At 46.3% G+C, this 16,331-nt stretch carries 11 protein-coding genes and 1 pseudogene; 6 read left to right on the top strand and 6 right to left on the bottom strand.

Annotation, left to right across the window (positions count from 1 at the left end; all coding sequences use genetic code 11):
* Positions 1 to 63: 63 nt before the first annotated feature.
* Together OSC7112_RS30490 and OSC7112_RS30485 are read left to right on the top strand one after the other, a co-directional pair.
* A complete protein-coding gene (locus tag OSC7112_RS30490) occupies positions 64 to 309 on the top strand; it encodes a DUF5340 domain-containing protein (protein ID WP_041623669.1) in 246 nt (81 codons plus the stop codon).
* Positions 310 to 387: 78 nt separating this feature from the next.
* Positions 388 to 1,545: a pyridoxal-phosphate-dependent aminotransferase family protein gene (locus tag OSC7112_RS30485; protein ID WP_015179532.1), complete on the top strand. Its 1,158-nt coding sequence runs from the start codon at positions 388 to 390 to the stop codon at positions 1,543 to 1,545.
* A 55-nt stretch (positions 1,546 to 1,600) separates the two neighbouring features.
* On the opposite strand, the gene OSC7112_RS30480 is transcribed toward OSC7112_RS30485, so the two are convergent.
* The 4 genes from OSC7112_RS30480 to nblR form a co-directional block, all read right to left on the bottom strand.
* The gene (locus OSC7112_RS30480; RefSeq protein WP_015179531.1) at positions 1,601 to 1,816 is read right to left on the bottom strand and encodes a DUF2949 domain-containing protein; all 216 of its coding nucleotides are present in this window, start codon (positions 1,814 to 1,816) and stop codon (positions 1,601 to 1,603) included.
* Between the two features lie 105 nt (positions 1,817 to 1,921).
* Positions 1,922 to 2,143: a hypothetical protein gene (locus OSC7112_RS30475; RefSeq protein ID WP_041622813.1), complete on the bottom strand. Its 222-nt coding sequence runs from the start codon at positions 2,141 to 2,143 to the stop codon at positions 1,922 to 1,924.
* Between the two features lie 499 nt (positions 2,144 to 2,642).
* Positions 2,643 to 3,173 carry a DUF192 domain-containing protein gene (locus tag OSC7112_RS30470; protein ID WP_015179530.1) on the bottom strand — a complete coding sequence of 177 codons (531 nt, stop codon included), beginning with the start codon at positions 3,171 to 3,173 and terminating at the stop codon, positions 2,643 to 2,645.
* A 119-nt stretch (positions 3,174 to 3,292) separates the two neighbouring features.
* Entirely contained in the window at positions 3,293 to 3,988 is a 696-nt protein-coding gene (gene nblR, locus OSC7112_RS30465) for a response regulator transcription factor NblR (protein WP_015179529.1), read from the bottom strand.
* Between the two features lie 169 nt (positions 3,989 to 4,157).
* Here nblR and rbsK point away from each other — a divergent pair, with 169 nt between their 5' ends.
* Entirely contained in the window at positions 4,158 to 5,084 is a 927-nt protein-coding gene (gene rbsK / locus OSC7112_RS30460) for a ribokinase (RefSeq protein ID WP_015179528.1), read from the top strand.
* A gap of 186 nt (positions 5,085 to 5,270) precedes the next feature.
* Here the strand turns inward: rbsK and OSC7112_RS30455 are convergent, their stop codons facing one another.
* Complete coding sequence (locus OSC7112_RS30455; RefSeq protein WP_015179527.1) at positions 5,271 to 6,545, bottom strand: RuBisCO small subunit-like domain-containing protein; 1,275 nt, start codon at positions 6,543 to 6,545, stop codon at positions 5,271 to 5,273.
* Positions 6,546 to 6,673: 128 nt separating this feature from the next.
* On the opposite strand from OSC7112_RS30455, the gene OSC7112_RS30450 reads away from it, so the two are divergent.
* From OSC7112_RS30450 to OSC7112_RS30440, 3 genes are all read left to right on the top strand, one after another.
* Entirely contained in the window at positions 6,674 to 7,945 is a 1,272-nt protein-coding gene (locus OSC7112_RS30450; protein ID WP_015179526.1) for an aspartate aminotransferase family protein, read from the top strand.
* 578 nt (positions 7,946 to 8,523) lie between these two features.
* Positions 8,524 to 9,756 carry an RNA-guided endonuclease InsQ/TnpB family protein gene (locus OSC7112_RS30445; protein WP_015179525.1) on the top strand — a complete coding sequence of 411 codons (1,233 nt, stop codon included), beginning with the start codon at positions 8,524 to 8,526 and terminating at the stop codon, positions 9,754 to 9,756.
* A 40-nt stretch (positions 9,757 to 9,796) separates the two neighbouring features.
* The gene (locus OSC7112_RS30440; RefSeq protein ID WP_015179524.1) at positions 9,797 to 13,453 is read left to right on the top strand and encodes a CHAT domain-containing protein; all 3,657 of its coding nucleotides are present in this window, start codon (positions 9,797 to 9,799) and stop codon (positions 13,451 to 13,453) included.
* 440 nt (positions 13,454 to 13,893) lie between these two features.
* Here the strand turns inward: OSC7112_RS30440 and OSC7112_RS30430 are convergent.
* Positions 13,894 to 15,584: pseudogene (locus OSC7112_RS30430) on the bottom strand (IS1634 family transposase).
* Positions 15,585 to 16,331 lie beyond the last annotated feature (747 nt).

Genomic DNA, 16,331 nt, shown 5'->3' with positions numbered 1-16,331 from the left:
TTTTTAGATGGTACCCCATGCAATTGCAATGGGGTGTCGGTTCACTGAGGTATGTTAGCTTTCATGGAGCCAATCCCCCTTCCTTCGTACATTCATTATGAATTGCTACTTCAATTGTTAGAACGCAAAACGATGTTTGCTGTCAGTCCACAATCGCCGCAGCAGCAACAAGTGCACCAACTTATTATTACACTGCGTAAAGCCCTTGCCATTCAAAAGCAATTAGAACAAAGCTGCGAGCGATCGAACTTAGCGGTAGAACACCGCTGGTCTCTAAATGAAATTAACCACAAGGGAGTTAAAAGTTAAAAAACTTAGAGTAGCGACGTGAAGTATCGTATTTGATTTATTCTATATAACTCCCACAGAAAAAGTTAGGACAATATCATGGACAACAAATTAATGCTGATGATTCCCGGCCCGACGCCGGTGCCTGAAGCGGCATTGTTAGCGATGGCAAAACACCCGATGGGCCACCGCAGCAAGGAATTTGACGCGATTTTTGCAGAATGTACGGAAAACTTGAAATGGCTGCACCAAACAAAAAGTGACGTGCTGAGTTTAACGGTTTCCGGTACCGGCGCGATGGAAGCTGGGATAATTAATTTCTTGAGTGCGGGCGATCGAGTTTTAGTCGGATGCAACGGCAAATTTGGCGAACGCTGGGCTGAAGTCGCCGAAGCTTACGGTTTAAACGCCGAAATTATTAAAGCCGAGTGGGGCCAACCTTTAGACCCGGAAAACTTCCGCGAAAAACTCGAAGCAGATACAGAGAAGCAAATCAAAGCTGTCATCATCACCCACTCGGAAACCTCCACCGGCGTCCTCAACGACCTCGAAACCATCAACCGCCACGTTAAAGCCCACGGCGAAGCTTTAATTATGGTCGATGCTGTCACTAGCTTAGGCGCTGTCAATATTCCGATGGACGCTTGGGGCATCGATGTCATTGCTTCGGGTTCTCAGAAAGCTTACATGATTCCTCCAGGTTTGGGTTTTGTGGCCGTCAGTCCCAAAGCTTGGGAAGCCTACAAAACTGCTAAACTGCCCCGCTATTATTTGGATTTGGGCAAATATAGCAAAGACGCTGCCAAAAATACCACTCCTTTTACTCCTCCTGTCAATATGTTTTTTGCCCTGCAAGCATCGCTGCAGATGATGAAAACAGAAGGGTTGGAAAATGTTTTCGCGCGGCACAAACGGTTGATGACAACGACTCGCGCTGCTGTAAAAGCTTTAGGTTTGCCGTTGTTTGCCGCTGATGATGCCGCGAGTCCTGCGATTACTTCGGTGATGCCGCCAGCATCCGTAGATGCTCAAAAAGTGCGGACTTTGATGAGAAAGAGATTTGACATTGCTCTCGCCGACGGACAAGACCATTTGAAAGGTAAAATCTTCCGAATCGGTCATTTGGGCTTTGTGTGCGATCGCGATATTCTAGCAGCAATTTCCTCTTTAGAAGTCGTGTTGCGAGAATTGGGTCATGAAGGCTGCACTCCTGGTGCCGGCGTTGCCGCTGCTGCCAAATTCTTGGCTGAATCCTAATCCAAGTTATTAAAGGATTTTGGATTTTGGATTCTCTCTAAAATCTAAAATCCTTTTAATATGCTTCGGATAACCAATCAAAGATTTTATCCAACTGTTCGAGAGTGACTAAACCGTATTGCCACAGAACCATCGGCAAGGAATTCGGGTCTCGATCGCGCTGCCGCTGTTTGTTATCGCCGACACGTTCGGCGACAGCAATGGACGCGGGGGAAATTGCCAAATCTTCTTGTAAAAATCGAATTAATCGAGTGTATTTAGCGGGTGCCATGTTATTTAACCTCTAAGTATAGGACCCCATTTTCTGATGTGAACCTGATGTTTTTGATGAGTAATAAGCCAGTTTTAAATTTGTCTTGTTACCGTCGATAGCTTTTTAAAAGCTATTAGCGGTTGAACTGCCAAACGTAATGCTGAGTGCGACTGTAAAGTTAACCTTTCCCAAAAAGTGAAAGGTTTGGCAATTTGGCTGATGTCTGCCCGATCGACTGGTAATCGCGATCGAAATTAAACTGAATACCTCGGCATCTTTGCAGCGCGAATCAGAATTTATTCTGCTACCTAAAACTACTAAACCAAGTTCAGAGTTTAACTTCATCTGCCAAAATGCAGAATCCGCAAATCTACTTCGGGAAAATTAGTTAGATATTTCGATCAAACCCGAAACTGCTACCAGAAGTTAAGTTTGCCAATTACCGCCAATTAACTTGGCTCGTAGCATATTACTTTAGATAGATTTAGTAGATTTAGCTCGATCGCCAGAACTTCCAGAGAATTTCTTTTCGTGTTGCTACACCTTGAGGCTGAGTATCGTCTCTCAGGATTGGTAAGGAGTCGCTGACTCGTCTCATACCTGCGACCAACAATCTACAGCTTCCGGAAACAAGCTCAAGTCCTGACTGACTGAGATCGACATCGTAGCAAATCTTTCGGTGTTTGTACTGAATCTTACATTAATATTCTAATAGATTTTATCAATTTTTGTAAAGTTTCTAAATTTTATCGGGTATTCCGAAGGCAGGGGGCGGTTCGGCAACGGATTCCGTAACGGATGTAAGGGATGCGAAAAAGAAGGAAGAAGGAAACCGGGGGATTGTTTATTGATGGAGGTTTTCGTTAAAAAACTCGATTTCAATACGATCGCCCACTTTGACACCGAGTTCAGCAGCCCGCCCGCCCCGGAGTTCAATAACTCGATCGACAACAGTATCGGGCCCGTAGGTAGGACAAGGATCGGCAGTACAAGGAGGTGCAGAAACTTCGATCGCCTCAACCACCCCATCTCGCAGAAAAATCATATCCAGAGAAATCTGGCAATTTTTCATCCAAAAATTGACCCGCCGCGCCGGTTTAAACTCAAACAGCATTCCTCTGTCATCCGGCAAAGAAGTTCTGTACATTAAACCCATAGCCTGCTGTTCCACTGTTTTCGCCACTTCGAGTTCGATTGGGCGATCGGCTATCCGAGCTCTAGCAGAAACAGGCAGCAGTTGACCCGATGTTGTCGCCGTCGGAGACCGATCCGCCAAAATACCAGTAGCACCAGCATTCGCGATCGATAAAGTCGGCGAACATCCCAGCAAAAATATACTTACTCCAATACCGAGCAAATTAGTTAAATAACTCATAATGATTTTAGATTTTAGATTTTAGATTTTAGATTGGGAATTGGAAATTGTTGACTGGGTTGAGTGATGACTGCCTTGAGTGATGACAACTGTCAACTGTCAACAGTCAACTGACTTCTTCAAGCTTCCCGCATCACATAGCCCACACCGCGCACCGTCTGAATCAAGCGCTTTTCGCCCTCATCTTCAATCTTGAGCCGCAGATAGCGGATGTAAACCTCAATCACATTCGACTCGCCCAGAAAGTCGTAACCCCAAACATTTTCCAGAATTTGTTCCCGAGTCAAAACCTCGCGGGGATGTTCCATCAAATACTTTAGCAGCTCAAATTCCTTCATCGTCAGGTCGATCGCCCGTCCGTTGCGTAGGGCCCGCCTAGAGGCCAAATCCAAAACTAAATCGCCAAACCTCAATTGTTCGTTGCTGGTGTTATCCGGCTGCAAATACAAGCGCACCAACTGCAAAAACTCCTCACTGCGGTAAGGTTTGAGAAAATAATCATCCGCCCCAGCTTCCAGACAAGCTACACGATCGTCAACTGTATCGCGACCGACCAATAGCAGCACCGGCACCCGATTGCCAATACTTCGCAGGTAAGAACACAGTGACAGCCCCGACTCAGGGCCAAGTATGCGATCGATTACAATCAAAGCTGGCTGCAATTCACGGGCTAAATGTTGGCCGCTGGCGGTATTAGAAGCCACTACCGGTTCGTAGCCGGAGGATTTTAAGTCGAGACTCAAGTGTCCGGCGAGAACTTCGTCGGTTTCAACTAGCAAGACACAGGGATTGCGATCGATAGTAATTGCAGCCATTGAATTGACCGATGTAGATCATAACTGTTGTAGCACGTTTGAGGGTTGTTGGTTATTGGTTATTGGGTATTGGTTATTGGTTCGTTCCAATGCTTTTGGCGCCATACCGCATACCTCATACCTCATACCCAAGTAACAAATAACAAATAACAAATAACAAATTTTAATTATGACCATCATCGTATTCGGCAGTATCAACATCGACCTAGCAGCAAAAACTCCCCGGTTGCCGCAGCCAGGGGAAACTATCATCGGTAGCAATTTTTTCACAGCCGGCGGCGGCAAAGGAGCAAATCAAGCCGTCGCGGCCGCCCGTCTCGGCACTTCCACCCACATCATCGGTCGCGTCGGCAACGATAAATTTGCTGAAGAATTATTGACAAATTTACAATCTTATGGTGTCAATACAGACAATGTATTAATAGACCAAAACACTCATTCAGGAGTGGCAATTATCGCCGTAGACGAGACAGGCCAAAATAATATTATTGTGATTCCGGGCGCGAATAACAATGTCGGTGAAGCAGATATAGAACGTCTCAAAAAACTGTTAACAGCAGCTACATCTTTGCTGTTACAGTTAGAAATTCCCCTGGAAGTTGTCCAAAAAGCTGCGAAAGCTGCTCGTCAAGCGGGGGTGCGAGTTATTCTCGATCCAGCACCGGCTAGGGCAGATTTACCACTGGAACTTTATCCGCTAATTGACATTATCACGCCGAATGAAGTGGAAGCGGGTCAGTTAGTCGGTTTTCGGGTGAATGACACGGAAACAGCGATTTTAGCGGCCAAACAGTTGCAGGAGCGCGGGGTCAAGAATGTTATTGTCAAATTGGGCGATCGCGGCGCTGTTGCTGTTACTGCGGATGAAACCTTTTTTGTACCGGCTTTTGCTGTGGAGGCGATCGACACTGTGGCCGCTGGCGATGCTTTTAACGGCGGGTTGGCCTCCGCATTAGATGCCGGTCTGTCCTTGTCAGAGGCGGTGCGGTGGGGCGCAGCAGCGGGCGCTCTGTGCACGACTAAAGTGGGTGCTCAAGGTGCTATGTGCGATCGGGCAACTTTTGATAATTTTTTGCACAATAGAGTGATTGGATAAATCTTTGATAGAGCCGGTTAACCGCAGATTTCAAGCAGATAAACACAGATGCACGCAGATAATTTCAAGAGATGAAAGTGAACGGTCGTAATAGGTCTATTTTATGTAAAAAACAATCAAATTTTTGTGGGGTGGGCTTCTAGCCCGCCCCCACTGTGTAAGAATTTAAATCTGTAATAGCTTACCCTACTTTGGTCTCTGAATAATTGTTTCAACTACCCGCCGCTTGACTTTTGGATCGATACCGATCAGCCGCACGTATTCGCCGCCGTGTTCTGCCAAACAAGTTTCTAAAGATGAAACCACATCTTTTTCCTGTGCAGTTTGAATCGTCGCGCAACTTTGCCAAGAACCAGTCTTAAATCGGCGATTATCTGCATATTCTATGCCTATTTTGCAGCCTCTTGCTAACAACTGCTGCACTTGTTCCAATACCTCGGAACTCAGCCGCGCCGCATGACCGTTACCACCTTCAGAACTTGGCTCATCGTAAGCCTTATAATATTTGGATGACGGGTCGTTTAATTGACTTTGCGTTGGCACACCAGCAGGGGCATTGGGGGTTCCTTGAACGTTAAACAGGCGCGATTGGTTGTATTCATCTACTAAGCGCATTTCCTGAATCCGCTTTTGTTGACCCACCATCAAACTGCCCATTTCTAATAAATGAGCGAGGCTGAAATCCGGGTTTTTGAAATCTGGCGCTGCTTCCAAAGTGTTTACCAAACGTTTGGAAACTCGCTCGATTCCTACTTTGTGAATGAATTCGCGAACTTGTTCGTCGTAAATGCGCGATCGCAAAGCGCTAAAAAAGTCGATCGCCTGATCGGGAAAATGATCGACTAACCCCACAATCTCGGTTTTTGACAATTTGTCAGACTCAAAAATTCCCCCGACAATCCCAATTTTATCATCTCGGCTGGGTTCCCAATAAAACTTTTCCATCCGCCCGTCGCGAATTAGCGGCGCGTACAGCGTAGAAAAATCATTTCCGGTGACAATAATCGGCACTCGGTGCAGCGGCGTACTGTCATAACTTCCCGGTAACTGCACGTTAGTTGGATTGTCAGCAATATTCATCAGAGTCGCATTGACCATCTGAGTATTGACAGTATATTGAGTAGTAGTATCGAACCTGCCCGCACCGGCATCCAAATCGTTAATAAAGATGGCGCACATCTCGCCCCGCACGCGAATTTGTTCCGCTGCTTCCCGGTAGCGCAAGCGAATTAAACGCGCCGGATCTCCTGCATCCGGGCTTTCTAATTCCCCACCAGATATCATCACCGGTTCAAAGCCCATCCGCCGAAAAACCAGTTCGGTTTGAAAAGTTTTGCCTTCTCCTTTACGGCCGTGAATTCCCAAAATTAGGGGAACTCTTACCCCGGGCAAATTTAAAAAGTTTTTAGTGACGTGCACCGCAACTTTATCGAGAAAGTTAGGAGAAATGTAATAACTCATCAGTAGATTTGTGAGGGATTAATTGTTGTTACTGTTATGATTTTATGACAAAACTAACACCCTGCACCGCTAACCTGGATTTTTACCGTACAATCGAGGTCTGCATATTATGTGTTAAGGAGCGATTCGTGAGTCCAGAAACCTTACTAAAAGAACCAAGCGTGCAAGCCGAAGCCAGTCCCTTCAGTTCTGAAAGCTTCGACAGCTATGTAATGACGACTTACGGGCGTTTTGCGATCGCCCTAGAACGGGGCCTCGGCTGCCGCGTTTGGGATACCGAGGGCCGCGAATATCTCGATTTTGTGGCTGGTATTGCTACCTGCACTCTGGGACACGCCCACCCGGCAATGATTGCAGCGGTAACTCAGCAAATTCAAACCCTACACCACGTTTCTAATCTTTATTACATCCCCGTACAGGGCGAGCTGGCAAAGTGGCTTGTAGACCATTCTTGCGCGGACAGAGCCTTCTTTTGCAACTCCGGCGCGGAAGCTAATGAAGCGGCAATTAAACTCGCCCGCAAGTACGCCCACGAAAAATTAAATATCTCGAATCCGACAATCGTTACCGCTGTTGCGAGTTTCCACGGGCGGACTTTGGCGACAATTACGGCAACGGGACAGCCTAAATACCAGAAGGGTTTTAGTCCTTTGGTTCCCGGATTTCACTACGTGCCCTACAACGATATTAGTGCGATCGAAAGTGCGATCGAGCAACTCGACAAAGACGAACGCCAAGTAGCTGCAATTATGCTGGAAGCGCTGCAAGGCGAAGGCGGAGTTCGCCCCGGAGATATCGCCTACTTCCAGCGCATTCGGGAAATTTGCGACGAAAAAGGCATTTTGCTCATTCTCGACGAAGTGCAAGTCGGGATGGGACGCAGCGGCAAATACTGGGGCTACGAAAACCTCGGCATTGAACCGGATATCTTTACATCTGCCAAAGGATTGGGCGGCGGTATCCCGATCGGCGCTATGCTGTGCAAATCTTCCTGCGATGTATTTGAACCGGGAAGTCACGCCAGCACTTTCGGCGGCAATCCTTTTGCTTGCGCTGTAGCTTTGTGCGTGTGCCAAACTTTAGAACGGGAAAACCTTCTGGAAAACGTGCAGCAGCGCGGGGAACAGTTGAAAGCAGGGCTCAACAAGTTGGCGGCCGCATATCCGCATTTAATTGCTGAGGTGCGCGGCTGGGGTTTGATTGTCGGGATGGAATTGCAAGCCGATATCGAACTTACATCGGCGGATATCGTCAAATCTGCGATCGCCGCTGGAGTGTTGTTGGTTCCAGCAGGGCCGAAAGTGCTGAGGTTTGTCCCGCCGCTGATTGTCACTGCCGCTGAAGTCGATCGAGCTCTGCTGGCAGTGGAATCAGCCCTGCGCTCTCAAGCGGTACAGTAAAATCTACGAAGTTGCTTTTTATTAGCTGTAGCGCTGAAGTTCGCGCAATATCATAGATAACTCAATTACTCCAGGACACACTCTTCCTCAGAAACCCGGTTTCTGAGGAGATTTCTCGTTACTAAACCCAATAGTTTCCCAGAAACCGGGTTTCTTAGCGTAAGTCCGATCGGCGTAAAAGTAAACCCGCCCCGCTGCAAGTCTGTCAGGGCGGGTTTGTCAAATTTAGAACTGTCTGTGAAACCCGCCCCGCAAGACTGACGGCGCTTGGAACTGCGATTTTACTAAAGATCAACGCGCAAAATCATACTATTAGCGATCGTAGGTGCTAGTTTCGCTATGTGAGTGTCTGTTGCGACTTGTGAATCCTGGTTTAACTGTTTCGCGCCCTTCCCGCTAAACCGAGTAACGTTATAGTGGGAAGGGCAGGTGAGGACGATTGCATCCTCAAGTAATTTTGCGTATCGCTTTCAAGAGAGAAAAAATGTAATCCTCGTCACAAACAAAATTTTTTCGTAATGCTTTGTTCATCAACTGTATATTGTGAGAGAATAGAATAACCAAGGAGGTGATTTTGATTGCTACACCAGGCTATCCAAGTTCGTTTGTATTCTACCCAAAATCAACAAATAGAAGTAGCTTCAACTTTTTGGTGTGCGCGTTGGTGGTCTCATTACGGTCAAAATAAATCAATTGAAGTTTATAAAAAAACTGGTAAAGGACTTGGCTGCTTCGGGTGCAACACACTTTTACCTACTCTCAAAAAATCTGATGAAAGTGGATGGTCAGACGATATTTACAGCAAATTTTTGCAATTTACTACGATCGAGTTAACCACGGCATACAAATTTTTTTTTGAGGGATTTGCTGGCTTTTATAACTTGCGATTTCCAGATAAAAAACAGTCATTTCAGTATCCTCAAAACGTTAAAATTGTAGCGGGGACTAGGATTTCCCCGTATAGGGGAATCAATAAGCCCAAAATAAATAGACATAGATTAAGTGAGGATAAAATTAATAATTCAGTTATTAATAAAATAAATTATTCAGGGAAATATCGGGCATCTATACTGACTGAAATCAAAGCGGAGAACCAGACAACAAAAGAAGGTAGGATTGCGGGTAGTGATTTAGTATTGAAATACTTGGCTGTTATCCAAAATGATGAAAAAGTATCTAAATATGACTTGAATGCTAAGCATTTTGCCAAGCCTGAAAAGAAATTGAAGCGCCAGCAGCAACAGTTAACAGAACAGCAGAAAAAAAGTGATTCTGAATACAAATATAGAAAAGCTGCGGCCAAAGTATGCGATCGGTTTAGGAATTCCTGGCAAGATTTTCTACATAAACTTAGTTATAAGTTGGTCGGCGATCGCCTCGCGGTCATAGTAGAAAACTTTCAGTTATGGGGCATGATTCGCAATCCCAATTTTGCGAAAGCAATATTAGATGAGGTTTTGGGAAGTTTTACAAACTTTTTAGCCTACAAGTGGGAACGCAAAGGCGGGAACTTAGTCGAGATTGAGAGAGGGTATTTCAGTTCCAAACTCTGTTCTAATTGTTTCCATCAAATGACGGAGATGCCATTAAATAGGAGGGAAGGGACTTGTCCTCACTGTGCTACAGATCGAGATCGGGAGGGGAACGCAGCGATAAAGATGAAAGCAGAAGGTATCAAAATACTAAAGGCGGAAGGTTCAGCAGTTTTTGCTTTGGGAGGCGAGGTAAGACCAAAGCTAGGACGAAAGTCTCAGCTAAGGCACTCGCCTATGAGTACAGAAGCCCCTACTATATTCGGTACTACGATTTAGCGGTGGGTAGTTCACTTGGTTGCACGGAAGCAGCGCTCCTATGGTTAATAGTTTAGCGGAATGCACGATGGACGAACAGCGTCGCAAAACTGATGTTAATATGCTCCAAGCGCTGCTGGAAAATCCTGGGGACTCAGGAATAGATTTGATTTTGAGGACGAACCCAAAGTCGATCGACTTTCGGTTCGTGCAAACGCTTTATTTGGAAGAAGTGGCGCTGACGCGAGAAAGCTTGCTCAAAGCTGCAAAATTTTTCCAAAGGGCGATCGCACCCTTAGAATCTGCAAAGGGCAATTTAGAATTGCCCGCAACCGGGGCAGCATATCTGGCTTTTTTAGCAGAAGTATTGCAGGCAGTCGCGCGCGGCACTGATTCGCAGCACCTGTACTCGCTGCTGAGAAACAATTTAGACAAACTCGACCAGAATTTCGCACAACTGCTGCGCCACTGGGCAACTTTGGTGCTCCCTGCTGCCAAAGAATCGGAGACTAGGCGCATTGCAGCGTTAATCGGCAATCTGAGCAACAAAATTGGCCGGTTTCCCCTCGGCAGCAAGGCTCATAACTTGGAAATCGAAATTGCCGGTTACGAAACAGTTGCTAAGGTGTTTACCCGCAAAGATTTTCCCCAAGAATGGGCGGTGATGCAAAACAATCTGGGCAACGCTTACAGCGATCGTCCCAAAGGTGATAAGGCTCAAAATATCGAACAGGCGATCGCTTGCTTTGAAAATGCCCTACAAGTACGCACGCCCGAACAGTACCCGGAACAGTGGGCGACGCTGCAAAACAATCTGGGCAACGCTTACAGCGAGCGTCTCCGGGGAGATCCGGCAGACAATCTAGAACACGCGATCGCCTGCTTTGAAAACGCGCTGCGAGTTCGCACCCGCGAAACTTTCGGGGAAGAGTGGGCGAGCACTCAAAACAATCTCGGCCGTGCTTACAGCCGGCGGCTGCGGGGCAACCGATCCCAAAATCTGGAACTGGCAGTCGCTTGCTACCACAATGCTTTGCAAGTCTACAACCGCAAGGTGTTTCCCCGGCGTTGGGCTACAACTCAAAATAATTTGGCAAATGCTTACTGCGAGTTGCCGCAGGGCAACCGCGCTGAAAATCTCGAATACGCTGTTACGTGCTATCAGAGAGCTTTGCAGGTGCGGACTCGGGAAGCTTTTCCGCAGCAGTGGGCGACGACTCAAAGGAATTTGGGCCGGGTGTTTGTCGATCGCATCAAAGGCGATCCGGTGGAAAATTTGGAAATGGCGATCGTCTGCTATCAAAATGCTTTACAAGTCTACACCCGCATCAAATTTCCCGAAGCCTGGGCTTCCATCCAAACTTACCTCGGCAGGATCTACAGTCGGCGGGTGAGAGGGGAAAAAGCCGAAAATATGGAAATGGCGATCGCCTGCTATCAAAATGCTTTGCTCTTTTGCAACCGCCAAAAATCTCCCGAACGCTGGGCAATGCTGTGTGCCTACCTCGGCCGCGCTTTCTGCGAACACGTGAAAGGAGAAAAAAACCGCAATCTCAAAAGCGCGATCGCCTGCTATCAAAATGCGGGCGAAGTCTACACCAGGCAGGCCTATCCCAACCGCTGGGCAATGCTGCAAATTTATCTCGGCAGGGCTTATTCGCAACTGACGGAGGCGGAAAACTTGTCTCACGTGGAAAGCGCGATCGGCTGCTATCAAAACGCCACCCAAGTCTACACTCGCGAAACCTATCCCCACCGCTGGGCTGAAATTTTATTTTATTTGGGTCAAGCTTACCGAGTTCGAGGCGACTTGCTTCGCGCCTACGGGGTTTTTACTGCTGCTGTCGATACTGTGGAATTTTTGCGTTGCGAAGTTGGGGTTGATACAGTCGATTTTGGCGATCGGACGAATACCGCAAAAGTCAAATTAACCCGCACCTGGGCTGGACTCTATAAATGCCTGGTGCAAGTTTGCCTGGAACTCGGCGCCAGCCAACCTGAATATTACGCTAAGGCTCTGGAATACGCCGAACGCCACAAAAATCGGAATTTGGTAGAACTGCTGGTTAAATGCCACTTGACTCCGAAAGCCGAAGTTCCCGCAGCGGTGCGAAGCGAGTTGGAGTCCCTGCAACTGGAAATAGCGGGGGAACAGCGGCACCAAGAACAGGGAGAACCCGAGCCGAACACGACCTTGATTTCTGAGGGCGATAGTCAAGGTTTGAACAGCGGTTCTCTGGTGCCGAACTTGGACTTCATGCACTTAAATCAATTGTGGAAGCAGTTTGATAGGTTGATTGCGCGGGAGGTGCAGGCAAACGACCCTTTCTTCAGCCTAGCTCACAAAGTTGAACCGATCGCTTTCGAGCAAATTCGCCAATTGTTGCCTGATGACAATTGCGCTGCTGTGGTGTGGGCGAGTTTGGGGGAGTTGCTGGTTGCTTTTGTGGTGGTAAAGACTGCACAATATCCCGCCGTTCATTTGTGTTCGCCGGAAAATGCTTTGGCTGCCGAAAGTTGGGCCCAGGAGTACCTCACCGCTTATTCTGAACAAAAAGGTCGCTGGATCAATCATCTCCCGACTCGCCTCAAACGCTTGGCTGCGATGCTGGAAATCGATCGAGTGGTGGCGCTGATTCCCGATAATTGCGATCGGCTGATTTTTGTGCCGCACCGATTTTTGCACGCTTTGCCACTCCACGCTTTGCCTTTGGCGGGGAGAGACGGGTTTGAGGATGGCGGGGGAATTTTTAGATCTGGGTGGAGCGATCGCAGCGGTTTTGATTTGGAAACCTACAACCTTTCGGATTTTTCTCAAAGTTCGTCTTTTGGCGATGTTGCAGCGCCTGCTGCTTATTTGCTCGATCGATTTGCCGGAGGAATTCGCTATGCTCCTAGCTGTCAGCTATTGCTGTTGAGACAAAGTGCACGCGGAGCGGCTATTGGTCGGTACAGACCCGGTTTGCAGCAGCTTTTGGCAATTCCAACTTTCACCAGAGATGCGTTCTACAGCAACATTGAAATCGGCAATATTTCCCGGTATTTTGCCAGTACAGAAGTTGTGCGCCACAAGTCGGCAATTAAAGAGGCTTTTTCCCAAGAAATGTCTGCTAATCATGGGAATTTGCCCCAGCAAATAGGGCAGTTCCAGCAGCAAAAATGCGCTCACTTTGCTTGTTTGAGTTTGCTCAATTTGGCTTGGCCTCTGAAATCCGCCGTGTTTTTGAGGAATGATTCTCTGAGTTTGGAGGAAATTTTTAATCTGGATTTTAGACAATATTTTTTAGTTACTTTATCGGGTTGCGAAATTGCCGCTGGCGGAGTTAGCGGTGCTGGAGGAGATTTTGTGGGTTTGTCGGCGGGTTTGTTGTATGCTGGCACGTCTAGTGTGGTTAGCAGTCTTTGGAAGGTGAACGATGTTTCTACGCTGCTGCTGACGAGCAAGTTTTATGAAAATCTGGGACGGTTTTCTCGGTTGCAGGTGGGAGATGTGGCGATCGCGCTGGGGGACGCTCAAAGGTGGCTGCGGGATTTGACTGGCGAGGAATTGGAGGTGTTGCTGGCGGATTTTCAACCTCAAATTTCGCAAATGTTCGATCGGCTTTCTCAAAGTTCTCGCCTGATTGCGGAGGCTTCTTTGCAGCAAATCCGCAACCGCAAACCCTATCCTTTTGCCAATCCTTATTATTGGGCGGCTTTTACTGCGGCTGGGGTTTAGTTATTAGTTATTAGTCATTAGTCAGATCAAATCTGTTAGCATCGGAATTATTCCTATCTCTCTTCTCGACCTCTGCGTGAATGGGCGTCAATCCCTTATCATCTGCGGTTAATACATTCTCTTTTTGTAACCCACATTCCGCACCCTCAACTGGCACACACGCAGTTGGGGTGCTCCGTCCGAGTCTCTCGTCCGAGATAATAATCAAAAATACCCGCGACCTGTTGGGTCACAATCGCATCGACCTGTTGGGGCAAGTTGAAAATTAACTGCTTTCGGGCAAATCCTAGATTCTCGATATCTAACAACACCTTCATCCGTCATAATTAACTATTAATCGACAGCAGATATTTCCAGCAGCCTGATAATTACACATCACTACTGAATCAAATATTTATGAAATTTCTGTCAGTTTTGCTCATCAAACAAACTGCTCGATCTCAGATTAATAAATAATAAGACTTACAGGAGAGCGGCAGCAAGTTCAATATAGCCATTCGCTCGGCTGTTAAATTAGAAATTTGTTGAATCCCTTGTAGGCTCACCAGATGAATTGATTGAAATATCTGGCAAATCCAACGGAGCGTCGGTCGATTAGTTTGTTTGCCCAACTGATTTTTCAATTGGGAATTAGTGCGTTGCAAACTGTGACGCAGTAACCTTTGACCTAAAGTATAGACTAACAAACACAAACCCATTACCAATGCCAAAGCTTCGATTCTTTCCGGCGACTTGAGAAATACACTGTCCGTAAAAAACAGCGGATCTTTCAAGAACCCAAACCCTCTTTCTGCTGACTGCTGTCTTTGTATTTCACAATCATATCGTCAGGCTCTAATTGCTGAGTTTCCAGCACATTAGTGGCGAGAATAAACCTGCCACAGGCTTTGGTTTCTTTGGCGATCGCACCTGTATCTGGTTCCAGTTTTGCTTGAACTTTAAATCTCTGTTTCGAGCTGGATTTCTCGCGAGCATTTGGATCGTTAGTATTAGTCTTTACTGTAATTTCTTTGCTACTAACTTGGGTGATATTGTAAAATTTTAGTTGTTTGGATAAGCGATGAGCTGCGGCGGCAGCGTCGGCGGCACAAGCAAATTCAATTTTTGAGAGTTCTTGCAGTTTATTCTCAGCTTCAGCCTGGGCTTTTTTGAGTTTTTTTTCGAGTTTTTGTCGGTCTGAATCGCGTCGCAAACTGCTCTCTACTACTAGCCATCTTTGTTCAATTCCACCATAATTACTTTTGTGTTCTGACCAGCTATATCCACTCACAGAACTGGGGGTAAATTCTGCTTCATTTAACTGAGATACCAGTTGCTGCGCTTGCTTGATACTCAACGGTACGCGGGTTAACCATCTTAAATTGGTTAACATTTCTAAGTTAGGAGCTGAATATAATGCACTATCTGCAACCATTAAACTGTCAAGGTTTAACTGTTGTTTAAACTCCTGACAAATTGATGCGAATATGGCTCGATCTGATTCATTTCCCGAACCCACCCGTAAAAATAGCGGTACATCTCCATCGCTACTACAAATTAAATCTAAAATGAATTGTTTTAAGTCGGGTCTGCGATCGCGGGAGTAGCCGTAGGTAATCTTAATTGGCACGGCAGATGACACGGGTTTAGTTGACTCGCTATCTTCGCTATCTTCGCTATCTAGCGCCGTTTCTGGCTCGATAACAGATACAGATGGTAGCTCGGATTCGTATTTGCCATGCAGGTGAAAGGAAGTTGAATCTAAATGGGATGTCTCTGTATCGAGCTCAAATTTTTGAGCTGCTGAAGCGGCAATAGTTGTAAATATTTGGCTGCTGCCTGCTAAATATAGCTTGTCTAATACTCTACCTAAACGGTATTCATTCAGGTGTGATGCTTGAATACCTTCACCCATTAAATGTTCGAGCGCTTTGCCTTCAAAAAATTTAGGAAATAAGTATAATGGAGCGGAAACAAGCCCTAACCCATTGATAATCATTGCTTTGACTGCTAGACCTGGACTGACAATCTCACCCGGTTGTTCCCCTACTAACTCATTGATTTTTTGGACAATTTCTATTTCATCAACTAGACCTGCTATTAAACCAAGATGGTCGAGGTTAGAGACGGCGAGTTCAGTTGCTTGATGCACGGGTTTCATTCGATCGAGCGAATTGTTTGCTACTTGAGTTTAGACTATTTTTATCCTCCGCGTCGCACGGGGGATAATTGGTTTTTGTTGTTAATTTACACGCTCGTACATTTTCCAACTGAATCGATCGCTTGCTCGATCACCTGACACGGCAGGCGAGAGTATTTCTACTCATCTAGAGCCGACTGATCGACTCGGACGGGGCACCCCAACTGCGTGTGTGCCAGTTGAGGGTGCGGAATGTGGGTTGTAAGGATTCAGGTCTGAGATTGGGGAATTAAAGAAGGCATAAATAAGTCACAAGAATGGGCAGATATAGCATCACGGAAAAAAGCCATTGCGCTTTTACCTTGAAATCTACAAGTCTGAATCACAGATAACAAATCAGCAGCACAATTTTGACCAGTTCCTCACGGCTCTACTGGTCAACTATTTCCATTTTTAGTGCTAACAACTCTGATTTTTCGCTCATCTGACTACATTACCATATTTCTCGGCTCTTACTCTCACTATTTTTCACCTGAATCCTTACAAATCGCGATCGTTAAAATATCCGATAATTGATGTAGGCGAGTGCGTGGAACGCGCGGGTCTTTAATCCAATTCAAACAAGATTGGACAGGGTAAACGCATCTAGTTACCAGAGAATATTTGAAACCCCTAGTTCTCCTTAAAGTGGGGTTTAGATATGACAATATGCTCAATAAACATTGATTGATGAGAATGCGTTGGGCTGAATCTCATTAA

The organism is Oscillatoria nigro-viridis PCC 7112, assembly GCF_000317475.1.
In the GTDB taxonomy this organism is placed as follows: Bacteria; Cyanobacteriota; Cyanobacteriia; order Cyanobacteriales; family Microcoleaceae; genus Microcoleus; species Microcoleus nigroviridis.
The sequence above is the reverse complement of the archived record's forward strand: the minus strand, read 5'-3'. Positions and strand labels throughout refer to the sequence as shown.

Coding starts and splice junctions, on each gene's coding strand:
- OSC7112_RS30490 (WP_041623669.1), top strand. CDS start 64: ATGGAGCCAATCCCCCTTCCTTCGTACATTCATTATGAATTGCTACTT.
- nblR (WP_015179529.1), bottom strand. CDS start 3,988: ATGGCTGCAATTACTATCGATCGCAATCCCTGTGTCTTGCTAGTTGAA.
- OSC7112_RS30480 (WP_015179531.1), bottom strand. CDS start 1,816: ATGGCACCCGCTAAATACACTCGATTAATTCGATTTTTACAAGAAGAT.
- OSC7112_RS30475 (WP_041622813.1), bottom strand. CDS start 2,143: ATGAAGTTAAACTCTGAACTTGGTTTAGTAGTTTTAGGTAGCAGAATA.
- OSC7112_RS30440 (WP_015179524.1), top strand. CDS start 9,797: ATGGTTAATAGTTTAGCGGAATGCACGATGGACGAACAGCGTCGCAAA.
- rbsK (WP_015179528.1), top strand. CDS start 4,158: ATGACCATCATCGTATTCGGCAGTATCAACATCGACCTAGCAGCAAAA.
- OSC7112_RS30455 (WP_015179527.1), bottom strand. CDS start 6,545: ATGAGTTATTACATTTCTCCTAACTTTCTCGATAAAGTTGCGGTGCAC.
- OSC7112_RS30470 (WP_015179530.1), bottom strand. CDS start 3,173: ATGAGTTATTTAACTAATTTGCTCGGTATTGGAGTAAGTATATTTTTG.
- OSC7112_RS30485 (WP_015179532.1), top strand. CDS start 388: ATGGACAACAAATTAATGCTGATGATTCCCGGCCCGACGCCGGTGCCT.